This is a genomic window from Psychromonas sp. Urea-02u-13 (assembly GCF_002835995.1).
In the GTDB taxonomy this organism is placed as follows: domain Bacteria; phylum Pseudomonadota; class Gammaproteobacteria; order Enterobacterales; family Psychromonadaceae; genus Psychromonas.
The window spans coordinates 1-26,972 of record NZ_PJBZ01000066.1 but is presented as its reverse complement, the minus strand read 5'-3'; the positions used below and the strand labels follow the sequence as shown (position 1 = coordinate 26,972).

General features: G+C 36.9%; 19 protein-coding genes and 1 tRNA gene. 13 read left to right on the top strand and 7 right to left on the bottom strand.

Annotated elements, in window-relative coordinates; all coding sequences use genetic code 11:
* Positions 1-2: 2 nt before the first annotated feature.
* The 6 genes from tagF to tagH form a co-directional block, all read right to left on the bottom strand.
* Positions 3-728, bottom strand: a complete 726-nt coding sequence (tagF, locus tag CXF74_RS11805) for a type VI secretion system-associated protein TagF (RefSeq protein WP_157822394.1) — start codon at positions 726-728, stop codon at positions 3-5.
* Entirely contained in the window at positions 728-4,264 is a 3,537-nt protein-coding gene (gene tssM, locus CXF74_RS11800; protein ID WP_101082646.1) for a type VI secretion system membrane subunit TssM, read from the bottom strand. Before tssM ends, tagF begins: the two co-directional genes overlap by 1 nt.
* 23 nt (positions 4,265-4,287) lie before the next feature.
* The gene (gene icmH, locus CXF74_RS11795; protein ID WP_198552842.1) at positions 4,288-5,196 is read right to left on the bottom strand and encodes a type IVB secretion system protein IcmH/DotU; all 909 of its coding nucleotides are present in this window, start codon (positions 5,194-5,196) and stop codon (positions 4,288-4,290) included.
* 27 nt (positions 5,197-5,223) lie between these two features.
* Positions 5,224-6,558, bottom strand: coding sequence for a type VI secretion system baseplate subunit TssK (gene tssK / locus CXF74_RS11790; RefSeq protein ID WP_101082645.1), 1,335 nt, complete (start codon positions 6,556-6,558; stop codon positions 5,224-5,226).
* An 84-nt stretch (positions 6,559-6,642) separates the two neighbouring features.
* The gene (tssJ, locus tag CXF74_RS11785; RefSeq protein WP_101082644.1) at positions 6,643-7,137 is read right to left on the bottom strand and encodes a type VI secretion system lipoprotein TssJ; all 495 of its coding nucleotides are present in this window, start codon (positions 7,135-7,137) and stop codon (positions 6,643-6,645) included.
* Positions 7,138-7,152: 15 nt separating this feature from the next.
* A complete protein-coding gene (tagH, locus tag CXF74_RS11780) occupies positions 7,153-9,090 on the bottom strand; it encodes a type VI secretion system-associated FHA domain protein TagH (RefSeq protein WP_101082643.1) in 1,938 nt (645 codons plus the stop codon).
* Between the two features lie 788 nt (positions 9,091-9,878).
* On the opposite strand from tagH, the gene tssA reads away from it, so the two are divergent.
* The 13 genes from tssA to CXF74_RS11715 all read left to right on the top strand — a co-directional run bounded on the left by tssA (position 9,879) and on the right by CXF74_RS11715 (position 26,513).
* On the top strand, positions 9,879-10,997 hold the full coding sequence (gene tssA / locus CXF74_RS11775; protein WP_101082642.1) for a type VI secretion system protein TssA: 1,119 nt from the start codon (positions 9,879-9,881) through the stop codon (positions 10,995-10,997).
* 65 nt (positions 10,998-11,062) lie between these two features.
* Positions 11,063-11,584 carry a type VI secretion system contractile sheath small subunit gene (gene tssB, locus CXF74_RS11770; RefSeq protein WP_101082641.1) on the top strand — a complete coding sequence of 174 codons (522 nt, stop codon included), beginning with the start codon at positions 11,063-11,065 and terminating at the stop codon, positions 11,582-11,584.
* Entirely contained in the window at positions 11,584-13,074 is a 1,491-nt protein-coding gene (gene tssC, locus CXF74_RS11765) for a type VI secretion system contractile sheath large subunit (protein ID WP_101082640.1), read from the top strand. Before tssB ends, tssC (CXF74_RS11765) begins: the two co-directional genes overlap by 1 nt.
* A gap of 216 nt (positions 13,075-13,290) precedes the next feature.
* Complete coding sequence (gene tssC, locus CXF74_RS11760) at positions 13,291-14,775, top strand: type VI secretion system contractile sheath large subunit (protein ID WP_157822393.1); 1,485 nt, start codon at positions 13,291-13,293, stop codon at positions 14,773-14,775.
* A 2-nt stretch (positions 14,776-14,777) separates the two neighbouring features.
* Positions 14,778-15,266 carry a type VI secretion system baseplate subunit TssE gene (gene tssE / locus CXF74_RS11755; RefSeq protein ID WP_101082638.1) on the top strand — a complete coding sequence of 163 codons (489 nt, stop codon included), beginning with the start codon at positions 14,778-14,780 and terminating at the stop codon, positions 15,264-15,266.
* A 2-nt stretch (positions 15,267-15,268) separates the two neighbouring features.
* On the top strand, positions 15,269-17,104 hold the full coding sequence (gene tssF / locus CXF74_RS11750; RefSeq protein ID WP_101082637.1) for a type VI secretion system baseplate subunit TssF: 1,836 nt from the start codon (positions 15,269-15,271) through the stop codon (positions 17,102-17,104).
* Positions 17,068-18,153 (top strand): type VI secretion system baseplate subunit TssG, encoded by a 1,086-nt coding sequence (gene tssG, locus CXF74_RS11745; RefSeq protein WP_101082636.1) that lies wholly within the window; start codon positions 17,068-17,070, stop codon positions 18,151-18,153. The genes tssF and tssG overlap by 37 nt, the downstream gene beginning before the upstream one ends.
* A gap of 83 nt (positions 18,154-18,236) precedes the next feature.
* Positions 18,237-18,593, top strand: a complete 357-nt coding sequence (locus CXF74_RS11740) for a hypothetical protein (RefSeq protein WP_157822392.1) — start codon at positions 18,237-18,239, stop codon at positions 18,591-18,593.
* 48 nt (positions 18,594-18,641) lie between these two features.
* Positions 18,642-21,341, top strand: coding sequence for a type VI secretion system ATPase TssH (gene tssH, locus CXF74_RS11735; RefSeq protein ID WP_101082634.1), 2,700 nt, complete (start codon positions 18,642-18,644; stop codon positions 21,339-21,341).
* Between the two features lie 122 nt (positions 21,342-21,463).
* Positions 21,464-22,858 (top strand): tetratricopeptide repeat protein, encoded by a 1,395-nt coding sequence (locus tag CXF74_RS11730; RefSeq protein ID WP_101082633.1) that lies wholly within the window; start codon positions 21,464-21,466, stop codon positions 22,856-22,858.
* Complete coding sequence (locus tag CXF74_RS11725) at positions 22,855-25,674, top strand: tetratricopeptide repeat protein (protein ID WP_101082632.1); 2,820 nt, start codon at positions 22,855-22,857, stop codon at positions 25,672-25,674. Before CXF74_RS11730 ends, CXF74_RS11725 begins: the two co-directional genes overlap by 4 nt.
* The gene (locus tag CXF74_RS11720) at positions 25,661-26,257 is read left to right on the top strand and encodes a tetratricopeptide repeat protein (RefSeq protein ID WP_101082631.1); all 597 of its coding nucleotides are present in this window, start codon (positions 25,661-25,663) and stop codon (positions 26,255-26,257) included. The genes CXF74_RS11725 and CXF74_RS11720 overlap by 14 nt, the downstream gene beginning before the upstream one ends.
* A gap of 1 nt (position 26,258) precedes the next feature.
* Positions 26,259-26,513, top strand: a complete 255-nt coding sequence (locus CXF74_RS11715; protein WP_101082630.1) for a hypothetical protein — start codon at positions 26,259-26,261, stop codon at positions 26,511-26,513.
* A gap of 214 nt (positions 26,514-26,727) precedes the next feature.
* Here CXF74_RS11715 and CXF74_RS11710 read toward each other — a convergent pair.
* Positions 26,728-26,804 (bottom strand) — tRNA-Met (locus CXF74_RS11710).
* Positions 26,805-26,972 lie beyond the last annotated feature (168 nt).

Sequence of the window (26,972 nt, the reverse complement as noted above, 5' to 3'; positions counted from 1 at the left end):
ATTTAATCATTAGCCGTATAGGGTTGTGTCCAACCCCAATGTGCCCAATTCCCATCCATCATTGCCGGTATTTGACTACTACTAGGAAGCCCTCTCGTATTAACTAAACATGGGGCTATATTCTCTGAACCACTGGTTGACCAAAGGCTATATGCGCCCATATTACTGGTTAATAAACTATCTAATAAATGCGCGTAAGCATTGCTTGGTAACTCTTCTGCAAACTGTAAATTAATTTGCTGACTGCTATTACCGCTTATCCTTTGTCCTGTTTTGCGATACGCCATTGGCAACATCGATTTTCGATGTTCAGTCATAACAACTAATTCATCTAAACTAATTTGACCATCTAAAGCACGTAATGCGAGCTCTTCTATTTGCTCGAACCAGTAACTATTAGCCGAAAGAAATTCAAATGGATTGATCGTCGACGATAATGGAATAACCATTGAAAAGGGGTAATACCGCCCCACTTGATCAACACTGGGTAAGACAATGCCTGCCCAATGATTTTCATCAATAATGCCGTCAGATAAAACGAATCGCCAAATGGGACTTGTTAAATAAACATCTAACCAGTGCTCCCCCATTTTTTCTTGAGACCCACTTACAAATTGTTGTAACCATTCATCCCAGGTGCTAATAAATTTAGTGGGAAGATTACGATGCACAAAATCACCATGACTTGGCAATTTCCCGTATACCCCTAATGTTTGTTCATTATTCATTAGATTCCCTCTGGACATCTAAAGGTACTTAGTAGTTTCTTTTCAAAAGGATTTCTAATGCTTTTTGCTTTTATTTTGTAAGAAATTTTATGTTCATTTTCGCTACCGTTTGACAAAGCATAAGTGACGATATAGGTACTCGACTCTGATGTTTTGGTCAACTTAGATTCTGATAACAGCCTAAACCAAGCCCATGGACCATCGAAGGTCTTGCTATGTTGTTGTTCATCTAAATCCTCGAAGACAATACGCACCCGATTCTGCTCTCCATCAGCGACCCATTTTAATGTTTTCCAAAATTTAGGACCATGGCTATACGTTAAACGGTTATCACCGACTTCTAACATAAAGCGGACATTGTTTTTTGGCATCACGTTTGGTTTAAGATTAAAAGTTAAACTCGGAGTTTCCGTATTTTGTCTAAAGAAGACACTTTTAATCTCCAAAGCACGTTTCACCTGACGTAACGTTTTTGACGATAAACCTAAACTATATTTATCAACACTTTTATTTTTCCAACCGCCGCGCGTGGTAATAAAGGGTTTGATGTATCCCATATAAAAAGCATCGACATGGCCATTAGGTTTAAAAAACTCTACAAAATCAAATAATGCAATGTCATTATCTGCATTTTTAGAAATTGGATAACGCCCAGCAATGCTCTCTAAATAGGGTTGATACACCATCGTCCGCCATTCGTTATTGATATGCTGATGAGCAGAACGAAGAATAATACGCCACGTTTCATCTGCTAATTTAGTTAACCAGCGCTTTACCGGTTTAGGGGTGTTTTTTGCGTACGAATTTAAAGCAGTAATGGCATTATCTGCACCACTTTGGTAGCGTGCTCTTACTAACTCAAATGCTTTTTTATTTGGATCTGGAGCAAGGTTTATCGAATTGACCATCTCCTGTACTTGAGCAATTTTTAACAGTGCGGTGTTAATTGGCGGAGGCTGTTTTTTCGACTCTCTCAACAAGGTGTTAATATCTCGATACTTTTTATCAACACTTGTCCATTTTACTTTTGAAGCCGCAAATTTAGCTGCTTTCCCTGTTACACCCGTTCCATTGTCATCTGCAACGTTAGCGGCAAGCTGACTCGATAGCTCTGTATTAGCGACAGTGACATTCAAGATAGCAACGATAGGCGAGTAAATTGGATCTGAGAAACTAGTTAATACATTATTTGTTTGCATCAAATTAGTAATTGTTTTTACATTCATGGCGTTATAAATTTGTTGCCACTGTTTATTGTAATCAGAAAGGTAAAGTCTTTTTACTTTTTTACTAATACTTTTCAGATCATTTTTAGCAAAACTAACTTCATTTTTAGCTTCATCGTGTAATAACCACTTTTCTTTTGCAATATTAACAATCATTTCAGAGTCTTCTGAAAAATCAATTTGGTCATAACTTACTTTGGTGTATAACGCCGGAATTATTAATGCTTGTTGCATTGCAGGTGTTACGATAAAAGTATCTCTGACAGCTCCCCCCATTTCATTCAGTACATTCACTTTTCGAGCATAATCAGGCGTTGATTTAATACGTTGGTATATACGTTGTTCGATTGGCATACGTAATAAGCGTTGACGCGTTGATGCAAGTACTTGTTTATTTAATTCTGCAGGTTCTAGCTCGGTGTTTAAGAAAGTAGATAAATGAGCAAGTAACTCTTGTTTTTCTTGCCCTGCATTTGCAAAATCTTCTTCCCATTTTTCAATAAACCATTCATTTACTAAAATTTTGTCCATATGATCAAGTTTATTAAACATCACATAAGTTCTAAAAGCATTGTAAAGATTTTCATCAATCTTATTTGTCTTTAAGTGTGATGCTATATAGGTGATAAGTTGCGGATAAAATACCGTACGTAAGTGATTCAAGTAAGCCTCATCAGCGGCTTCATTTACGCTATCATCATACATACCTAAACTTTTAATCCAGGGCTGTTGTTCTTGATCAAAAACAAGACTTGCTTTAGCTAATGCATTTAACGCAGGAAGCTCATCACGCAGATCGCTATTGTAACGATTAGATTTTTCAACATGTGTTTCATACTCGGCAAGGTAGTTTTGTACTTCCTGCATATTTGTTTCATGCTGTGCAAAAGCACCAGTCCAAAATGCAATTAACGTCACGGATACCCCAATCATCGCGGTATAAGCAATGCGCTGAGTCCATTTTAATAGTTTTTCATAGAAGGGGTTAGTACCCACTAACTCTGCTTCAGGAAAAATAACATCTTTAAACATTTTTCCTAAGAAATAGCTTTTTCCTTGCTGAAGCGGGCTATTCATATGTGCACTTGTAAAACCAAAATTAGATGATACTGAAGCCATTAAGCGGTCAATAGGCGTGCCATCTTGTGTCCCACTAGTGAAATACACACCACGTAAGTAAGGTTGTAGTTTAAAACGATTCTGAGCAAATGTTTGTTGTAAAAAGCTATCAATAGTTCCCTGTAGACTCTCCATTTGCTGCGGAAACCCCTGAATAGCACTACGTCGTTTAACATCACGTTCATTATGTACTCGCGATAAAACTCTTTCATATAAGCGTTTAACAATAAGCTTATATTCATCACTTATTACAGAGAAATCAGGCGCTTGGGATGCTTGTGGCGAATCTGGCAGAGACATGCCTAATATCTGCTCTCTTTCTTCCTTACCTAAATCTTCAAAAAACTCCGTAAAACCAGAAACTAAATCACACTTGGTAAACATTAAATAAACAGGAAAACGAACTTCAAGTTTTTCCATTAATTCATCAATACGTAAACGTATTGTTTTAGCGTGTTGTGCGCGCTCTTCTTCTGTCTGTGTCAGTAATTCTTGCAAGCTGATGGCAACTATTGCACCATTAATTGGTCTTCTACGGCGATGTTTTTTTAATAGTGCTAAAAAACCTTCCCATGCAGAGCTATCAATTACTTTATGGCTATCCTGCGTTGTATAACGCCCTGCAGTATCAATCAAGACGGCATTATTAGTAAACCACCAATCACAATTTCGTGTGCCACCAACGCCTTGTAATGAACCTTTCCCGAATTTATCGGCAAGCGGAAAATCTAAACTTGAATTAACTAACGCGGTTGTTTTTCCTGACCCAGGGGGGCCAATAATGATATACCAAGGTAGTTCATAGAGAGCAGATTTTGTTCCTTTACCGTTAAAATTTAATGTCTTTAACGTACTTAACGCTTGTGTAAAACGTTCCCCCATTTGTAACATCTCTTCCGATGTTTGATCGGAAATAATGCCATCTTTGGAATTATCTACCTGCTGCAAATCTTTCACTAAATTATTGTTATTGTTTTTTTCTTGAAGCTGAACACGCAAATAGTTCATTCCCCACAATAGTGACATAATTAATATAGTAATTAAGCGCGAACTTTCCGATGCAAGAAATGCGGTATTTTGATCTCCAAATTTAATACCTGGGCCAATAAACCAAACAAGCAATGATAATATAATCAATCCGATAAGAGAGATAACAATTCTATTTGTAAAAAAAGCAATGATATGTTTCATGGAATACTCTGATAATGTTTACATTATTTAACCACAGAAGTGTTTTTCTTCTCAGGCATAAGCTGGCTTTGCACATCAACAAACTGCTGACGGACTTCATTAGATGATTGATCTAACCAATATCTAAACCCAGAAAAAGTTAGCGCCATCATGCCGATTATGATGCTTGCGATTACCCACATCGGCACATAATTTGCGAGTGTACGATGGGAGTTTCCAATGCCTTTCCAGCTAGGTGATAAAGCCCGCTCATATTCTCCACGATAACTTCTAATAATATGAAAAATATCATCACGCAGCTGTTCCAAATGCTCACGTCCACGAGACACAACGCGATATTTTCCTTCATAACCCAAACTCAGGCAGATATAAGCAAGTTCAAGTACTTCGATATTCTCAGAAGGACTACTACGTAAGCGATCTAAAATTGCAAAAAATTTCTCTCCACCAGCGGTTTCATTATGAAAAATACTTAATAACGTTCGCTGATTCCAAGCACTTTCTGCTCCCCAAGGCGTATTTAAGACAGCCTCATCTAAGATCGTACAAAGTAAATAACGCGCAACGACGACATTGTTTTCTTTGATTCCTTCAGATTTTGCTTTTATCTCGAAATTTTTAATTTCTCTATCAAGCTGTTGATGTAAACCACCAACATTGGGATGATTAAGTGCGTCACGAGTCTTAGAGAATACAGCGAGTAAAGTAGAAGCTGCATTTACCAGAGGGTTCAAACCATTAAGCCCAGAAAGATCTCGAGGAACATTTTCACGAGGAATTTCAGTCGCTTGCGGTTGATAATTAGGCGTTATTTGAGGAGGCGATTGACCACCAGCCATTCTCCCACCCGGCATAGGGCGTACGACTGCACCATCACCACGATTTATAGGCTGTCTAAAGACTGTTTTATCAGCATTGTCAGGTGCAGACATGTTCATTCCTTTGATAATAATTAATAGTTATTGACGAATTGACCAGAATTCTAATTCTAATTCTGGGAAATCAGCACCGATATGAAAAGCAAAACCGCCTGAATTATTTAATTCTTTCCAAAATTCATTATTGCGTTCTAACTCAAAGTAACAATAACCTTGGTGGTAAGGAATTTGTCGAGGGGCAACAGGTAATACTTTTAATGGAATGCCTGGCATTGCCGCATTGACAAGTTGACGAATGCGTTCAACAGGACCCACTTTAACCGTTGCAGGAAACTGACTCCGTAATGTATTTTCGGGGATTTGGGCCCTAACGGCTAATACAAAAATACTTGAAGTTAATAGAGTTCGATCTGTTATTTGAGCAACACGAATGCCAAATTTTTTCTCAATCAATGGCAATGAAACAGCTGTTTGCTCATAAACCATTGTTAAACATTTCCTTAGTGAGCTAATCACTGGTGAAAATGTTTGTTGTAAATTGTGGTGTAAATAGCCAGAAAATGTAGGAGGCCTTTTAGTATCAGTAACAAAAGTAGAAAACTCACCGACCATTTGTACTATTTCAGTGTATAAGTCTAATGGATGTAAACTTTGTAATTTAGAAAGATGCCCGGCTAATGGCTCTAAGCGATTGATCATTTGCAACATCATATAGTCGGCAATTTCTGCAGTGCCTCCTCGCTGAGTATCAGCTAAACGTCCTGCTATTGATTGTCCTCGGTGGTGTAATAATCCGACCAGCTCAGTTAAAAAACCCGATAACTTAGGTGCAACAGCACAATCAGTACAAGTAGGAATAAAATTTTCGTCTAAAATTACGTTTTTATCTTCTCTTTTTTCAACAATACGTAATAAGCCGACAATCGCATAACCACTAAGATCATCAGACTCCAATAACAAACGTAAACGTGGTTTTCCAACGGAGATATCCAAAGATTCGCTGCCCTCAAGTGACACGTCACGCACCAGTTGCTTAGTTGAATAATAACGAGCGAGCCCTTGAGTCTCTTCAGCATCAAGTATTTCAAGTGCTCCAGGTCTTTTTACAGGAATAGCTAAATAAACAATTTGATTCGTTGTATTTTCTGGTACTTCGAAAACATCAGGACGATTATTATGTTCAGGAAAACTAAAAGGAGTCCCATCAGGAAAAACGCCAGATGCACTACTCAAAGATATTTTACCTAATTTTAACAGCTCCTTGTCAAACTCAAGTTTATCAAGGCCCCAAGCATATGCCCCTAAAACAGAACATTTACCTTGAATATAGCGTTCTAAATAACGCTCTTGTTGTTGAAAATGATGCGGATTTAAAAACATCCCTTCTGACCAAACCACTTTGCTATCTAATGACATATATTCCTGCTGTTGCTTTGTTAATTCATTTTATAAAAGTGAGTACACTAAAATTAGATATTAATAAGATATCTGCTTCAAAGGTTACTTTAAGATACTGATTGTATTGTCTAATAGTTGCACTTTAGCTGAACTACTTATTATATTTGTTTGCGCAATGGGAATGGTCACTTTATATTTCGCATTTTCAAATTGTAAAAATTCAACATATAAACCAATGTATTGAGTATCTTTACTCAATACAAAGTTTTCAGTGCGCTCTTCACCAGGCTTAATTGCTTTGAGTGCTTGTTGTGCAATCATACTTTTGCCTAGCACCTCTGCATCTCGCTCATACAGATCAATGAAATTTGCTTTTTCAAACAATTTCGTAGATTTAAGCTCGTACATTCTGACAATAACAGGGGATGGGACTTTACTGTCATCTGGATTAATATTATCTTCAACAATAAAACTCAACTGAAAGTCAGTATCTAAATCAAGAACACCTCCGACTTTAGTGTTCATTGCAGAGCAAGAAGTAAGCAGTAACATTGCAATTACAGCATAAAAAAACTTGCTTAAGTTAAAATTATTCATTGTATTTCCTATCAATTAATTAGTGTTTTCAGTGTCAATATCAGCAGTCAAACGCGAGCTAATGAGACTGTTCATTTGTTCTTCATAAGCTTGCACAAAATCATACCCAAATAAATGTTGAAACGAATCGTCTAAATTATCAACAAGTCCTTGATGGTACTCTTTATAGGCATTCCATCGTTTTGTTTTTTTTCCTAAGCTCAACAAACCCGTGCTTTTATATTTTTCAAATCGACTTTCAAGATGTTCAGGATCAAAACGTTCAATCATGCCTCTAAATGCAGCCTGCATTCCTGCGACAACAGCAACTTGATGTTCAGCAATACCTTGGAAACCTTCCCTTACTGCATCAACGGGTTTTTTATATGCGTTATTCTCTTTAATAAACATATTTTCTAACGCATCATCAATGTTTGCAGAGAATTTAAGAGGATTATTTTCAACAGATTGAATCGTCGTCACATTAATACGAAACTCTTCTTTAATCTTTTTACGAAACTTTAACACCTGCATCATACCTTGCATCGTTTCTCTTATTAACAACCCAACGGTTTCATTTATTTCAATTTTCTTACTATCCGATAAATTCCATTTTGATAAACCCATTGCGTCTACTACCATATTTAATATATTGGCTTTATCAACATTCACACTGGGTGATGCAGTTATTTTTGAAGCATTAGCGAGCTGTAACTTTAATTCTGCAACTTGATGCGCTAACTGCTGATTTTGTTGTTCAAGCGTTATGTATTCAGCCTCAGTGCGCTTATTGCCAATAGCAACCTCAGGTGAGGATTCAGTTGTCTTAACAGAAGACACTGCTGATAAGTTTTCATCTACAGAAAAAAAAGCATCAACGTTATCTGTGCTTTTTTTCTCCGGAAGACCCTGCGGGGCCTCAAAAGGCGAAATATCACTACTTGTTAAAGAACTACCAAAAAGATCGTCGAGTGTCGAATGGTCGCTTGTAGGGGAAATATTATCGTTATAATCTCCTGGTAGTACTTGTTGTGGAAAGAGATTATCTACAGGTACACCGTCGCGAGGTTTAAAGGCATTCTTTTCTTGCTCTAACGGAAAGTTAGAGCGGGTATCTTGATACGAGGTATTTTTTGCAATAGGCGTATTATTGTCAAAACCTAAGTCATTGTCCCAGTCGTCCCAATCATCAGGAATGAGACTGCTTTCAGGGCTTGCCACTGGCCAATTTATTGCGTCATTCATTAAACCATTATTTTCAGTGGCTATAGACTCACTAAAATCGTTGTTTGCAAAATTATTGGAACTAAAAGTATCAGAAATATTATTAGCAGTCGCAAAAGAATCAAAGGGAGCCCCACCTACTTCATTAAGTAATGCAAGTGGATCGGTCTGAGCTTCAGCTTGTACAGAAGGCATGCCGTTATCTGTCTTCAGACTTTTTACTGCAGGCGCAAAAGGGTCACTATTATTTATCATCGCAGGGAAATCAGAGAAAGGGTCTTCTCCAATATTGTCAGAAAACATATTACTTTTGCCGAATACATCATTAGTATCATTGGCGATATCCGCAAATGGATCACTATTATTCGTTAAACTCGCAAAAGAAGCATTGTCACTTGTCGTAGAAAATGGAGAAGAAGACGCTGATGCTTTGTTTAAATTGGCAACAAATTCATAATCACTAATGGTGAAATGATCACCATCATTCAGTAACACTTGGTTACCATTTCCAACAGGCTCAGAAGCGCCATTAATAAAAGTACCATTGGTGCTAGTATCTGTTAAAAAATACTGACCTGACTGACATTCAATTTTAGCGTGTACCGATGACATGTATTTGTTTGGATCTTCTAGAACCCAAAAATTATTATTTGCACGGCCTAGCGTGCCACCATCATCCGGGAAAGTATAAGTGTGTTGAGTGATTTGAACACTTTCAGGAGAATAGATTATTGTTATTTCGATGGACATAACATTATTCCTTAAAAAAGGAACCTCATAATATTTATTAACAGAACATCATGTTCTAATAAAACTTAAATTTTATGAATAATGACTTACTTTCTATTGATAAGTAAGAAATCAAACATCCCTATTACTAATGCCTTTATAACGTAGAGAACTCTACGTTATAATTATTCAAGATATTATCATTTATTCGTCGTTACCGGAATAACAATGACGTTAATTGAATCTCTAACCGGTCTTAAAACCACCTCTGTCATTCAGGAAATATAGACACCTTATAAACATCAAAATAAAACTATGTTATCAGATAGTTAATAGTGAAAGCTATCAAAACCCTCCATTATGATCGGCCGTACATTTTAATTAACACCTTATTAAAGATCTCGGAATAATAAATGCTTCCGATCTAAAATCATCATCCTATTTACCCCAAACACTTGATACCAGTGAACTCCCATAAGCCTCCTGTATTATATAGCTTTTCAGTTGTTGCTATGTAACTAAAGTTAATACCCAGGCCTCACCATTAAATCTAACCTATATGCGCTCAAGCTAGCTAATGTCATCATCACAGAAAAAGCATAACATATGCTTTTAACTTTCATTAATCCTGATTTAGTACAATCAAAAAAACAAAATAGGCTGTATGATCATTCAATTATTTACACTTTATTTGAGCAATCAGGAATAATTTTGATTTTTTTTAGCATCATAATTGCAATACACTCCGTTACATAATAATCTTGCGTCTCTTAAGGATTTTAAATATTACAAAGGAGCTTATACATTCAATGCCATCACCCTCATTAATTGATATTTCAGCTTTAATCTCGCCTATCGAAGGCGAACTTAGCGTCGGTAACGATCTTCGTGATGACCCTTCATACACTTCTGATTACTCACAAATAAAAGATGCTCGTCGCGCAGCACGTGATGCAGAACGCAATAATATGTTCGATGGAGATAACAGCGAAGCATTAGAGCACTGGCAAAAAATATTTCAATTAGCCCCTAAAGTCATTGCAACTCAATCTAAAGATTTAGAAATTGCTTGTTGGTTGACAGAAGCGTTAGTAAGAAAATCAGGCTTTCAAGGGCTTAAAGATGGCTTCACGCTAATTCGTCAGCTTGTGGAAAATTTTTGGGAGCAAGGCCTTTACCCTATAGAAGATGAAGATGGCGTTGAAACACGAGTAGCCCCTATTGCCGGTTTAAATGGCGAAGGCGCTGATGGGGTGCTTTTAAGCCCTATCCGTAATTCAGGTATAACTGAAGATATGTCTTATGAACCATTTAGTTTATGGCAATACAGCCAAGCTGTAGATGTAAGTCGTATTGAAGACGATCGTAAAAGAAATAGCTTAATAGATAAAAATGGCTTTTCAATGGAAGATATTGAGAAAGCAGTTAACCAATCATCCTCTGAATATTACATTGCTCTATTTGATGATATCGAGACTTGTTTAACACAATACCGAGCTGTTAACACACTATTAACAGATTTTTGTGGTAGTTATGATGCACCTTCTACGAGCAAGATAATTGAATTAGTTGAAGAAGCGAAAAGTGCACTTAATCATATTGCTAAAAACAAACTACCTGTAATGGTTGAAGTTACTCCTATTGAAGAGGAACAACTAACCAACGGAAATGCAGAAAAAATCAATAGTGTTGCACCTGTTAATACCATTCAAGCAGCGCTAAATTCGCGCGATGATGCTTTTAAACAGCTTAATACCATTGCAGAATATTTTTTAAAAACAGAACCTCATTCACCCATTTCTTACATTTTAAGTAAAGCTATAAAATGGGGCAATATGCCACTTGAACAGTTAATGCAGGAATTAATTCCTGATTCATCTTCAAGAGAAACATACAGTTCATTAACCGGTGTTAAGGTTGACGAATAATGATAATTTTTAAAGCAGTCTAATCGTTTAAAAGAAACGAACATTTATATACATGGAGAAAAAGTATGTCTGACAGTATTCATAACAAATTAAAACGAGTAAGGAAACCCCGCGTTCATATCACTTATGATGTTGAAACAAATGGCGCAGTAGCGAAAAAGGATATTCCTTTTGTTATGGGCGTAATGGGCGATTACTCTGGTGATAACACTGAAGATAAAAAAGCACTTAAAGATCGTAAGTTTTCACAAATTGATCGTGATAACTTTAACGACATCATGGCTAAAACAGCACCAAAATTAAATTTAAAAGTTAAAAACACATTATCTGATGATGGCAGTGAAATGGGTGTTTCTCTTAACTTCAATCATATTGAAGATTTTGAACCGCATAAAATTGTTGACCAAGTAGAGCCTTTGAAGAAGCTACTTGAGACTCGCGATAAATTAAGAGATTTACTAAGTAAAGCGGATCGCTCAGAAGAGCTAGAGGATATTCTAGAAAATATCCTAAACAATACTGAAGCACTTGCTTCTATTTCTGGCGAGTTAGGCGTTAAAGCTAGCGATTCAGAAGGAGATAAATAATGTCAGTACAAGAAAGCACAGTAACACAAGCTGAAGAGAGTGAAGTATTAGAAACTAGCTTTTTAGAGCAAGCGATTGGTGCAACACGTCAAACACCTCGTAACGAGACTGAAGAGTTACTAAAAACATTAACTCAAGAAGCAATGAATGGCACGGTTACTTGGGATAAGAGCTTAACAGTTACTATCAATTCTGCTATTGATGCAATTGATGCAGCATTATCTAAGCAGTTATCTGCAATCATGCAAGACCAGAAGTTTAATAAACTTGAAGGTTCTTGGCGTGGTCTTCATCATACTGTGATGAATTCTGAAACAAGCTCCCAGTTAAAAATTCGAGTATTAAACGTCAGTAAAAAAGAGATTCAAAAAGATCTTGAAAAAGCGGTTGAATTTGACCAAAGCCAAACGTTCAAAAAAGTTTATGAAAGTGAATTTGGAACAGCCGGTGGTGAACCTTACGCTGCGTTAATAGGGGATTATGAATTCTCTTCTCATCCAAATGATGTTGATATGTTAGCGAATATTTCTAATATTGCAGCTGCTGGATTTTGTCCTTTCATTTCTGCGACAGCACCACAAATGTTTGGTTTTGATTCTTTTCAAGAGCTTTCTAAGCCACGTGATTTAGAAAAGATATTTGATTCTTCTGAATACACTAAATGGCGTAGTTTCCGTGATACTGAAGATTCACGATTTGTCACATTAACAATGCCACGAGTTTTAGCTCGCCTCCCGTACGGTGAATCAACAAAACCAATTGAAGCGTTTAACTTTGAAGAAGGAACAATTGGTGAAGATGGTAAGCAACGTCAAAGTGATCATGATCACTACTGTTGGATGAATGCTGCCTATGCAATGGGAACGACACTAACTAAATCGTTTGCAACATATGGTTGGTGTACAAGTATTCGTGGTGCTGAGGGAGGGGGTAAGGTTGAAGGTTTACCAAGTCATACTTTCATTAGTGACGACGGAGACTTAGATGCACAATGCCCTACTGAGATAGCTATTACCGATCGCCGTGAATCAGAATTAAGTAAACTAGGTTTCTTGCCATTATGTCATTATAAAAACACTGATTATGCAGTGTTCTTTGGCGGACAAACAACACAAAAACCTAAGAAGTTTGATGATCCAGATACAACAGCGAACTACGAAATATCTGCTCGCTTACCTTATATTATGGCAACGGCACGTATTGCTCACTTCTTAAAAGTAATGGGCCGTGACAAAATCGGGTCTTTTGTAGAAGCAGCTGAAGCCGAAGAATGGTTAAACAAATGGATCAATGGTTATGTAAATAACAGCTCTGATGCAAGTGCTGAAATGAAAGCTCAATACCCACTTCGCGAAGCAAATGTTGAAGTAAAAGAAGTGCCGGGCCAACCAGGTGTTTATAGTGCAATAGCACACTTACAACCTTGGTTACAAATGGAAGAGTTAACAACGTCATTACGACTTGTTGCTAAGATTCCAAAAACGAGCTAATTACTCAATTAAGATTTAGGGATAAATAATGCACCAACGTCAGATTTCTCTTTGCCATGCGGCTCAATTTTTAACGCTGAACCCTCGCTTTAAAATGCATGTAAAGATGTCTCAATTAGGTGTGTTTTTTGTTCCCTTATTTCTTAAAAATGAGAATAACAATCAGCACATAGTTTTATCTTAAGCTAAGAAAACATGCCCTACTCAGCCAGACTCATGACGCAATCTGAAACTCCACTCTTAGACTCTGTTTTAGAGCCGCCTGCACACATCACTAGTTTAACAGATCTTCTGCATGAAAAAGACGATACGAAAGCATTACAATATTGCCTTGAAAACTTCGTTGATAAAAGTAAATTACATTCAGCCAAATTAGCTAAAAATGCATTACTGCTTTTGATTGCTGAAATTGATGAACAAATTAACCATCAAATAAATGAAATAATCCATCATCCAGCCTTGCAAAAACTTGAGGCATCATGGCGTGGGGTTTGGTTACTGGTAAAACAAGCAGATGGTTGTCGTAGCATTAAAATAAAAATGCTTGATATAAAGTGGGCAGAAGTCGTTAAAGATATTAATAAAGCCATGGAGTTTGACCAAAGCCAACTTTTTCAAAAAATTTACAGTGATGAATACGGTACTCCAGGTGGCGAGCCTTACGGCGCCTTAATCGGGGATTATGACATTAGCCACCGTATTAGTAAAAATCATCCATATGACGACCTTTCGACACTAGCAGGTATGGCACAAATAGCAGCAGCTTCTTTTTCTCCCTTTATAACAGCGGCTTCCAGCGAATTATTTGGGATGGATGATTTCTCAGGTATTGGCTTACCTGTACCTCTTGAAGACGTTTTTTCGCAAAATGAATACTCCAAATGGCATGCTTTAAGAAAAACAACTGATACTCGATTTATCGGTTTAACCCTGCCTAAAATACTTATGCGACGCCCTTACCAAAAAACAATGGCAAGCTATAAAGGTATCAATTTTTTTGAAAAGAAAGATAGCCAGGGTGAAAATAATCTCTGGGGCAACGCAAGTTATGCTTTCGGTTGCATATTAATTCGAGAATTTACTGATATTGGTTGGTTTGGCCATATTCGAGGAGCCCCTCGTAATCATTTGTCGGGGGGTATTTTTAAAGAGTTAGCACTTGATAGCCACGACACAGATGCAAACGATATCGCCTATAAGCCACTAACTAATGTGATTCTGACCGACGCCACGGAAAGGAAAATAAGCGAACTTGGTTTTATTCCACTTTGCCAAGGTTATTTATCTCCTTATAGCACTTTTTATAATAACCAATCTATCCATAAGCCTAAACGCTATGCTGCATTAGATGTCGATACCAACTCGAAGATATCCTCTATGTTACAACACGTTTTGTGCGGGGCACGTATCTCTCATTACATTAAATTGATGGTTCGCGATAAAATAGGGTCATTCACTAGCCCTGAAAGTTGTGAAGATTATATTAGAAAATGGTTAATGCAATATACCACTGGCAGTGAAGATTTAGACTGGGAAGAACAAGCTAAATACCCATTAAAAGATGGTTATGTTCGTGTTAAAGAGCATCCTAATCGACCAGGAAGTTATTTATGTGTTATTCATATTCAGCCACATTATCAATTAGACCAAATGGTCTCTGAGTTAGAGTTGGTAACTGAACTTGCAAGTTTTAGGAAGTAATTATGACACGCCTTGATAAAGACAAAAAATTACGTCCTTCTATTTTAGATCGCTTATTTGATGATGAACCTCAATATCAATCTGAACAAAAAGTACAACATCATCAGCAGGTAAAGGAATTAAAGGCCGGTATTAGCCGAGACTTGGAGTCGCTATTAAATACACGTTATCACATGATAAAACCCAGTAGTGATTTCCCAGAAGTTGATAAATCTATTTTCAATTATGGTTTGCCAGACTTAGCAACGGTCAATATTCGTGATGTAGAACACCGCAAAAAATTCATTAGCCATTTAGAAACAATACTAAAAAGTTATGAGCCTCGTTTTAAATCAGTCAAAGTTGCTTTTGTCGATAATAGTGACAATGCAGACCGTACATTACGCTTCCGTATTGATACGGTCATTTATGCAGACCCAATTCCTGAAGTGGTTATATTTGATTCCACTCTCGACTCGGTAACACGCTCAGTCAGCGTTAAGGAAATATAGCCATGTCAGATGAGTTACTCCCATTCTACGAAAAAGAACTCGTATACATGCGTCAACTTGGTGCTGAATTTTCTAAAGAACACCCTAAAATTGCAGCTCGTTTAGGTATCAATAACGACACGATTGAAGACCCACATGCCTCTCGATTAGTAGAAAGTTTTGCTTTTCTAAATGCACGTATTCAGCACAAATTGAATGATGATTTCCCTGAAATAAGTGATGCACTGCTAGGTAGTCTTTACCCTCATTACCAGCGTCCACTTCCTTCAATGTCTATCGTGCAATTTGTGGCAGATAAAGAGCAATTAGATTCCAATTACCCCATCAATAGTGGGACGCTATTAGAAACAACACAACTTCAAGGAGAGAATTGTCGTTTTACTACTGGCTACGATGTTCCTTTATTACCCATTGAAGTCAGTGACGTGAGCCTGCTCGGCAAACCTTTCTTTACACCAGGTTCAAACTCTGTTCGTGGCGCTGAAAGTGTTTTAAAGTTATCACTAAAGACATTTTCCAGTGATATCAATTTTTCCGATTTAAATATTGATGTCTTACGCTTTTACCTAAAAGGGCAATCTCAACATATTAATCCGCTTTATCAAATGCTATTAAATAACTGTAATCGTAGTTTCATGGCGGTATCAGAAACAGATACGTCACCCATTGATTTAGGATTAAATATAGTTCAGCCCGTTGGCTTTAAAGAAAATGAAGGCTTGTTACCCTATCCAGATAATTCATTTATTGGATATCGTTTATTAACTGAATATTTTGCTTTTCCTGAAAAATTTATGTTTATTGATATCACAGGGCTTTCAGAGAAATTAAAATCGCATGACGCAAACTCTCTCGATTTATACATCTATTTAAATGATGCAAATATCGAGCTTGAACACAATATATCAGCACAAACATTTAACCTCGGCTGTACTCCAGTGGTTAACTTGTTCAGTCATACAGCAGACCCGATAAAACTTGAACATACTCAGCACGAATATAAAATAACCCCAGACTCTCGTCGCTCATTAGGCTACGAGGTTTATAGTATAAATAAAGTTAGTGCATCTTCTTATGTTGGGGAAGATATGGATTTTCTTCCTTTCTACGGCATTAATCATGCGCAACAAGAGGATGACTCTCACGCATTTTGGTTTGCAAAGCGTCGTCAGGCAAAACTTGATAATTACGATAGAGATGAAGGCAGTGATATATTTTTGTCCTTAGTCGATTTGAATTTCAATCCTAATATCCCAGAAGATCGAACATTAACGATAGAAACTCTGTGTAGTAACCGAGACTTACCACAAAAGCTTCCCTTCTCTGTTGGTGAGTCACAATTACAGTGTGTCGATAGCGCTCCCCCTTGCTCTGCAATTCGCTATCTTGTGCAACCGACTCACGTAATTAGACCACCGCTCAGAGATCATGCGCGCTGGCGTTTAATCTCGCACTTGAATTTGAATTTCTTGTCATTAACAGGTGGTAATGATGCATGCTTAGCCTTAAAAGAAATATTACGTTTGTATGACTTTAAAGGTTCGGCGGTATCACGCGCATTAATTGAATCAATTATGCAAGTAAACGCAAAACCGATAAGTTCACCGCTTACAATTGATGGATTCACAGCCATGTGTCGTGGCATTGAGATAACGGTAAAAATTGATGACTCTCTGTTAAGTGGCAGTAGCATTTTTCTATTTTCGACCGTATTAGAGCATTTCTTTGGCTTGTACTGCTCAATTAATTCATTTACTCGATTACTCATTCAAACTAAAAATAAAGAAGGTTACTTAAAAAAATGTCCTCCCCGAGCTGGCGAAAAAATACTTCTATAATTGATAAATTATCAGATCACCCTTACCAGTTTTCTTTCAAACAGGCGGTTAGGGTATTAGAGCGAAGTAATCGGTATAGTGAACCAACAGGTACGACAGCGATGCATGCTGTGGGTAAATTTATGCCCCCGCAGTCTGAGTGTATTCGTTTTTCGAGTAATCAGTCTTTGTCTTTCCCCTCTGCTGAAATCGCCTCTATTAAGCACAGCACACAACAAAAAAATCAGCATAAGCAATGGGTAATGGATGTAAATTTCATCGGTTTAACGGGCAGTAATGGCGTGTTACCGTATCACTATACTGAAACGGTACTAAAGCGCTTAAAGCTTAAAGATGATTCAATGAAAGCTTTTTTTAACATATTTAATCACCGTACTACTTCGTTATTTTTTCAAGCATCAACAAAATACGATGCACCATTACAATATGAACGAAGCCGTTTACACAACAAAAAAATAAAAGATGATTTTACTCAAATGCTGTTATCTCTTGTAGGCTTGAATACTAAGCATCTACAAGAGCGTCTATACACTAAAGACGAATCGTTATTGTATTACGCGGGGTTATTAAGCAGTAATGTAAAAAGTGCTTCAGGCCTAAAACAAATATTAGAAAGCCACTTCTCTTTCCCTGTAGAAATAAAGGAGTTTGTAGGGCAATGGCAAGACTTAATTGATGATGTACGAACTCGTTTCCCGAGTAGCTCATCTGTTGGGCAAAATAATCAATTAGGAAAAACAGTCATGCTAGGTAAAAAAGGCTGGTTTGCTCAAGGGAAAATAAATATCATTTTAGGCCCTTTAAACAAACAACAATTAACACAATTTACACCACAGACTCCTCACCTGAAAGCATTAGACGAGATGGTTCGTCTTTACCTTGGTTTTGAGCATGACTATAGCTTCACATTACGCATACTAAAAAAAGATATCCCTCAATCTTCTCTCAACAATAATGCTATTCTCGGCTGGACAAGTTGGTTATCAAGCCAACGCAAGCACACAGATGATCCTAATGAAATAATTGATATATCAATTTCAGCGAGATAACGCATGAAAAACATTCAAAAAACATACATTTTCAAACGTTCATGAAGATCACTTATATAACTATGCTAATTGGCTTTATTTTAATGCTGTCTGCATGTTCCTCGATCTTTCCTTGGGGGGACTCAGAGCAATTCACAATCATAGAGCAGGGTAAAAATATTGATAACCGCCCTAATATGGAAGAAGTATGTAAAGGTTTTTATATTTCACCTTCCATATTTGATGCCTTTTTTGAGTACGCAAGTATTACGCATGAAGAAACACTCAATGAACGATACAAGTCATTACCTTGTTACTCTTCAGGCATTACTTACATAGAAGAAGAAAAATTTAATTGGATCATTCGCGCTGGCGGTGTTGGAGAGTTTTATAACGAGACACAGAGCTTTACCAAAGTATGTGGTATTGCTTGTTGCGCTAAAGTTGACGGCGTTTGCTAAAAATATTAAATACACATTAAAATGACGTAATAATCTTAAGGAATAGATATGGTAACAATTGATTTAAAATCGCTGGTTGGCAGATTAAATGAAACCTCACGTAACGCTATGGAAGGTGCCGCAGGGATCTGCCTAGCACGTACTCATTACAATGTTGAAATTGAACATTGGTTACTAAAGCTGTTAGAAGTACGCGATAGTGATATCGTCGCGATTCTAGAAAAATTTGACGTAGATTTAGGACGTTTAACTCAAGATTTAAATCGTGAGTTGGACCGCATCAAAGGGGGCAATACTCGTGCTCCGGCCCTTTCTCCTACTCTTGTTGATATTAGTAAAAATGCGTGGATGCTTGCATCAGTTGAATATGGTCAGCCGGTCGCAACATCTGCTCATATTCTAACGGCGTTATTATTAGATGATACCTTACGACAGACTATCGGCGCATTGTCAGGTGAATTGAAAAAAATAAAACCAGAATCATTACGTGAAGTGACTCGTGCGATTGTGGGTACTACTGCAGAGTCTGCTGGTAATATGATGGGTGATACTTCATCTAACAATAACCAAGCATCAGCAACCCCCAGCAACACACCCTCTCTTGATAAATTTACAGTGAACCTTACCGATGATGCCAAAAAGGGGAAAATAGACCCTATTTTAGGTCGTGATGAAGAGATTCGCCAAATCATCGATATCTTGATTCGTCGCCGTCAAAACAATCCTATTTTAACCGGTGAAGCGGGTGTTGGTAAAACAGCAGTAGTAGAAGGTTTTGCGTTGCGTATCGCATCAGGTGATGTACCAGAAGCATTAAAAGATGTGTCGGTTCGCTCGCTCGATTTAGGCTTATTACAAGCGGGAGCAAGCGTTAAAGGTGAGTTTGAAAATCGTCTAAAATCAGTAATTTCCGAAGTAAAAGCATCCCCACAACCTATTATTATGTTCATTGATGAGGCACATACCCTTATTGGAGCAGGTGGTAAAGAAGGTCAAGGAGATGCAGCTAATTTATTAAAGCCTGCTTTAGCACGTGGTGAATTGCGTACGATTGCAGCGACTACGTGGGCTGAATACAAAAAATACTTCGAACGCGATCCAGCACTAACACGTCGTTTCCAAGTTGTAAAAATTGAAGAACCAAGTGAAGAGAAAGCAATTAATATGATGCGCGCAATGGCGGGCATGTTACAAAATCATCACGGTGTTAACATCATGGATGAGGCGATTATTGATTCTGTTAAGCTGTCTAGTCGTTACATTACATCTCGTCAACTACCCGATAAGTCAGTTAGTTTACTAGATACGGCCTGCGCCCGTGTTTCATTAAGTCAAAGTGCAACGCCTGAAAGTGTTGAAAATACACGTCGAAATATTACTCAAACAACGACGACGATTAAATCACTCGAACGTGAGCATGCGGCACATGGCAACCACCAAGAAAAAATCGATGAATTAACGGCAATGAACGTTACATTAGCAGAAAAATTAGCCAAACAGGAGGCGCAGTGGAAGAAGGAACTGGCATTAGTTTCAACTATTCACGGCTTACAAAAACAGATTGAAGATAGCTTTACCGCTAAAGAAAAAAATGACCTGGTAAGCACTCAAGAAAAAACAGCAGAAACAGATCAAGCATTATTAACTGATGATGTATTAATCGCTATCAAACAAGAGTTACAAGCACAGATGACAGCATTAACTGAATTACAGGGTGATGAGCCAATGATTCAAGTTAATGTTGGCGCGCAAGCGATTGCTGAAGTGGTTGCTAACTGGACAGGTATACCAGTTGGTAAAATGGTTTCAAACGAGATCCAAGCCATTATGAATCTAAAAGATACGTTACAAAAACGTATTATTGGTCAAGATCATGCCTTAGAAGCAATAGCAGAATGTATCAAAACATCACGCGCAGGCTTAACTGATCCACGTAAACCGATTGGTGTTTTCTTCATGGTTGGCTCAAGTGGTATCGGTAAAACAGAAACCGCATTAGCACTTGCAGACGAGTTATACGGTGGAGAACAAAACATTACCTGTATCAATATGTCAGAGTTTAAAGAGGAACATAAAGTATCCATGCTACTAGGTTCACCTCCAGGCTATGTTGGTTACGGTGAAGGTGGCGTATTAACAGAAGCTGCACGTCGTAAACCACACAGTATTATTTTATTAGACGAAATGGAAAAAGCACACCCAGGGGTGCAAGATATTTTCTATAACTTGTTCGATAAAGGTACCATTAAAGATGGCGAAGGACGTGATATTGACTTCAGAAATACCGTGATTATCATGACCTCGAATGCAGCAGAAGAGCATATTCGAGCAATTTGTGAACAAAGCGAAACGTTGCCGGACCCAGACGTATTATTAGATAACTTCAGGCCACAACTTTTGAATTACTTCAAGCCGGCATTTCTAGGTCGTACAACGGTAATTCCATATTACCCACTAGGTGATGAGAACTTACTGAAGATTTGTAAGATCAATATGAACCGTATTGCTAAACGCGTAAAAGAACATTACAACGCAAGCTTTAGTTACGACGAAGACGTTATGTTACATATTCTTGCGCGTAGCCAAGAGGTAGATACAGGAGCGCGTAATATTGAAAATATATTAACACGTACTTTACTACCAGAAATGGCTGTTGAGTGTTTAACTAAAATGTCTAAGGATGAAGAAATCACGCATATTAATGTAAATGTTTGCGATCAAGGATTATTCAGCTACGACATTTCATAAAATAGCGACTTTGACTGTTAAGTAGCAGCCAAAAAAAGGAATAAAAGCTTCCTCTTTCTGGCTGCTACTGTTGATAATAACGGCTAATAGTACGATCTATACTTGCACTGAATGGAAATCAAATGCACGCCTATATACAAAAAATATTTACCGTACTCATTCTGACGAGTAGCTTTTTCAGCATTACGTGTTGGGCTAATGAGCAATCAGATACTCAAGAAATGCTCGATCGTGTAGATAAAGTGCACCAAGATTTCACACAAAAATTTTATCGCGACTTATTAAAAGATCCTATTTATAAAACTAAAAAATACTCTTCAATCTCCGCGCTACTAAAGCAATTAAATGACACTCAAGAAATAAAAAATACGGCACTAATTATTAACAACATGAACATGATTAAGCGTTATTACGACGACCCTGCTATTTTTATACTTATCAAAAAATTATTAAAAGTGAATGCTTACCACGCAGCGAAAACATTAATAAATGAAGTAACAGAGCAAGGAGACACAAGCTTAGCAACGCATGCAAACTTTTTATTAGCCGATTTTTACTTTCAACGCAGACAGTGGAAAAAGGTACTTAAAAATCTCACTACAGAAATAAATTTCTTAGAAAACCAAAAATATCATTCTGCTTTATTGATGAGAGGTATTTCATTTCAGAAAATGAATGAACACTATTTAGCCATAAAAGAATACGAAAAAGTACCAAACGATTCTACTTATTACACGAGCTCACAACTGAACCTTGCAATAGCAAATCTAAGACAAGGTTGGTGGACAGATGCTCATATCATTATTCAGAAACAACTTAACGTGCAGAAAAAATCACCGCATGAAGCGACGCTAAACCGTTTATACGTAACCCTTGCTTATTCATTACTCAACCAAGGGTATTACCGTACCGCGCGTACTACTTTTCATCAAGTGGGTAGTAATAGTAAATATGCGAATCAAGCCATTTTAGGTATTGCATTAACAGCGGCACAGCAAGGCGATGATATTGGTGCACTTAACGCAACTCGTTATTTAAAAAAGCAATTACATGACGAATTACCGGTACATGAGTCGTATTTGTTAATGCCTTTTTTCTATGAAAAATCCAATCAATTAGTGGCCGCCTCGACGGGTTACACGCAAGCAGAAACATACTACAAAAAGAAAATAAACGATTTAAAAAAGAGACTTAATGCCCCATTAGATTTATCGTTATCGCTTATAACTGCAGATACAAACTTTACTGCCTCCTTAGCTGAAAATACGCTTTCTTTTACCCCCTACTACCCTAATTATTATTTTAAAAACCGTTCGTTAATAGGTAAATATCAATCTTATATAGAAAAAAACACATTACAAAAACAATATAAAGACCTCAGCGATACTTACCAACAAACTACGAATGAAATGGGGAAAGTGCTTTTACAGCACAAAATCGATAACCTCACAAGTTACCTTGACCAATCTCGCTATGGCTTAGCGCGTCTTTTTGATAACAATACGGCTGAACAATGATACTTTTTAAATCACCTTACCTTTATCTCACACTACTCTGTAGTGTGTTGATCACCGCTTGTAACGACCAAGAAAGTTTTGAGGCTCGTCAAACGCTAGAAAGCATTGATGACACATCGCAACTTGATAAATTAGCAGATAAAAAAGTAAATTTAAATAAATCTGACAGTGATATTCGTGAAGCATATATAAATTATATTGAGCACTCTTCCAAGCAAGATTTATCTCGCTCAGATGCATTAAATAGACTCGCTAATATTGAATTTAAACTATCAGAGCAATTACTCAATGAAACTGAAGATGAAAAAGCAACCAATCAACTTGCGGATCAAAAATTAAATCGGGTTATGGAGTTACTGGAAACATCGATCAAGGATTACCCTGATGCTAAGAATAACGATATCTCACTTTATCAATTAGCTAAAGCCTACGACCAAAAAGGGTTATATGAGCAGACCCACGTCGTATTACAACAACTCACGGATAATCATCCTAAATCAAAATTTTATGTTGAAGCACAATTTCGACTTGCAGAATATGCATTCACCAAGCGCCAATACTTAATTGCAGAAGATAAATACACAGAAATTATTACAACAAAAAAGAACAATTTATTCTACGAAAAATCATTATATAAAAGGGGATGGTCTCGCTTTAAACAAGAATTTTACATTGAAGCGGCTGATGATTTTGTGCGTGTTATCAATATTAATGAATTTTCAGACTATGAGCAGTTAACTATCAGCAAGCAAAGTCTTTTTGATGAATATTTCCGTGCATTGGCGCTTTCATTCTCTTACTTAGGAGGTGCTGAACCACTTAGTATCTATTTAGAAAACTCAGAATATGCAGATAATGATTATTATATTTATCGTAGCTTAAGCGCTGTATTTTTTAAACAACAGCAATATAATGATGCTGCGAGTACCTTAGAAAACTTTATCGCATATAATCATGACTCTCAATTTGCGCCACTAGCGACATTAAAAATCATTAATATATGGAAAGAAGCTGGTTTTATTGAAAAGCGTAGTGCCACATTTGAAAAATTTTATAATATTTATCAACCTAATAGTCAATATTGGAAAAACCAAAAGAACATTAATAAAAAAATATATGATGATATCAATAGCGCGCTAAAAAAACATATTCTGACTGAGACAGCGACCTATCATAAGCGTTATCAACAGAACAAAAAACAACAAGATTTCATCCATTCAGAGCGATGGTATAAAAACTATTTAACACACTTTACGCTCTATGCACGTCAAGATAACATCCATTTTCTATTAGCTTCTCTCTATAACACTCATGGTGACTCACTCGACGCAGTAAAGCATTACCAGTTAGCCGCTTTTGACGAGCAAACCATCATTAACAAAGAAGCCGCCTATCAATCTATTTTATTAGTTTCATCACTTTATGACAGTACGCGACAGGCAACGCAAAAAAATGAATGGCTAACAAAACTAATTAACTACTCAAGCTTATATGCTGAGCAATATCCAACCGATAAAAACACATTAAAAGTAATTGCTTACGCTTCAAATATTGCCTACAACAACAAACGATACAGTGCGACAGCAGCCTTAGCCGAGCTTGCTGTTAGTAATAAAAAATCTAACTTAATCAATCAAATAAACACCATCAAAGCCAATGCCTATTTTCATAACCAGCAGTATGAAATAGCAGAATCAACTTATCTAGCATTAACAAGCAGCAAAAACTTAGCCCGCAAAGCACGTAGTGATATCGAAGAAGGATTATCTTTATCTATCTTTTATCAAGGCGAAGAGGCGGTAAAAAACAAGAAAATTGACCAAGCAATTACCCATTATGCAAGAATTGTGACTATCGCACCAAATACAGAAGCAGCTCCTGCGGGCTTATACGATGCAATTACACTGTCTATTACGCATCAACAATGGTTACCTGCAATAGTACATATTAAGACCTTTAGAAAGTATTTCCCAAAGCATAAATTTTCAACAGATGTAACTAAAAAGTTATCGATTGCTTACTTAAATTCCCAGCAAAACGTAGCTGCAGCGCAGGAGCTTGAAAAATTATCAAGTAAAGATAATAGTGTAACCTACCAAATGGCTTCATTATTAAAAGCGGCACAGCTCTATCAAAATAATAACGAAGCAAGTGCGGCTATTCGTTCTTATGAAAAATACGTAAATAATTATAAAAAACCATTTCCCGCCTACCAAGAGTCTCTATACCAATTAACTCTATTAAATGATAAAGCAAAAGCCTATAAAAAGAGCTTAATATGGCAAAAAAGAATAATCGAGGCAGATAAACGTCACCCAACCAATGTTAAAAATACACGAACCAATTTTATTGCTTCTATTGCAGCAATATCGTTAGCACGTGATCAACATAAAACATTTAGTAGCATTAACTTGGTGCAGCCACTGAAGAAACACCTAAAACGTAAAAAACTGTCGATGCGATTGGCTGTTAATTATTATGCGAAAGCAGCCTCTTTTGGCATAGAAGAAACAGCAACCGAAGCGACCCACGCAATTGCCGCGATTTATAATGGTTTTAGCCAAGCATTATTAAGCTCTGAAATCCCGAAACACCTTGATCAAGATGAGCAAGAAGAATATATGTTTTTACTTGAAGATCAGGCCTTTCCATTTGAAGAGAAAAGCATTGAGTTTTATGAGACCAATTTACGCTACAGCGCAGAAGGCATTAACGATCAATGGCTACAAAAAAGTTTACAGCAATTACAGATACTATTTCCACTGCGTTACCAACGCGAACCTAAATTAGAGGATGTTATCAATGTATTACACTAAATTAGCCATCTCTGGTTTGCTATTACTATTCAGCGCAGGCTGTACAACAACGCAACCAACGATACAAGAGCCTGACAATAAGCGCGATGAGCTAAGTGCCAAATCAACTAAAATAGAGCTCTCTGTATATACAAAGGCGCTGATTGCCCTTAACAATAATGAATTAGATAAAGCACATAAATTATTTACAAAAATGAGTCAGTTACAACCTGATATAGCGGGGTCATGGGCAAATTTAGCATTAATCAGTGTTAAAAAAGCACAATACCAAGAAGCACAAAATTTTGTGAAAATGGCATTACAAAAAAACCCTAAAATGGTACAAGCATTAAACCTCATGGCTTCATTAGAGCAACGTAAAGGTAACATCATAGCCGCCAAGTCTTTGTATCAGGAGGCATTAACTTACAACCCTAACTATTCATTAGCACACTATAACCTAGCGCTTATTTACGATATCTATTTACAAGATATCCCTAACGCCATCAGCCATTATCAACTTTATTTAGAGAACACCAAAAACAAAGATAAACAAACACGTGAATGGTTAGCTGGATTACAAGCAACAATGGAGAATCAATAATATGAGGTTATTAGCGTTATTTTTACTTATCATCAGTATCAATCTTTATGCCAATACCGATAATAAGAGCGAGGACAAACTAGAACTAACGACGACCTTCATCAAAGGTAATAAAGAATTACCACAAATGCTTTACATTGTGCCTTGGAAAAACATTAAAAAGACAAAAAAAACACCTAAAGACATAGTATTACATAGTTTATATGGTGATATTTTTCAGCCGATCATAAAGCATAATATAGAAGAGCAAAGATAACTTAGGTTCAATAGTAGGTACATAACTTGGATAGGTAGAAAAGTGGTCAGCTGAATATATGCTATATCGCTTTTTCTCCAATAAGGGAAACTTATAGAATAGATAAATATATTTAGTTTAAATAGCTTTTTGATTTTATTTTAAATTATGTTTAGGGTTTTTTAACAGGATATATCTAGTGGGAGTGTTACTTGAAGGTTTCTTTTAAATCAATTGGTTGCGAGAGCAGGATTCGAACCTACGACCTTCGGGTTATGAGCCCGACGAGCTACCAGACTGCTCCATCTCGCGTCCGTAATTGGTGTTTCTTTTTCTAATTCTTTTACAACTGTATTCTTTTAATAAATAAAAGAATTGGTTTCGATAGAAGGATTTAAACCTACGACCTTTGCCAGTGTTTACTAAGAGTTGAACCCGATGAGCTTTTCTCAAGTAAAATTGGTTGCGAGAGCAGGATTC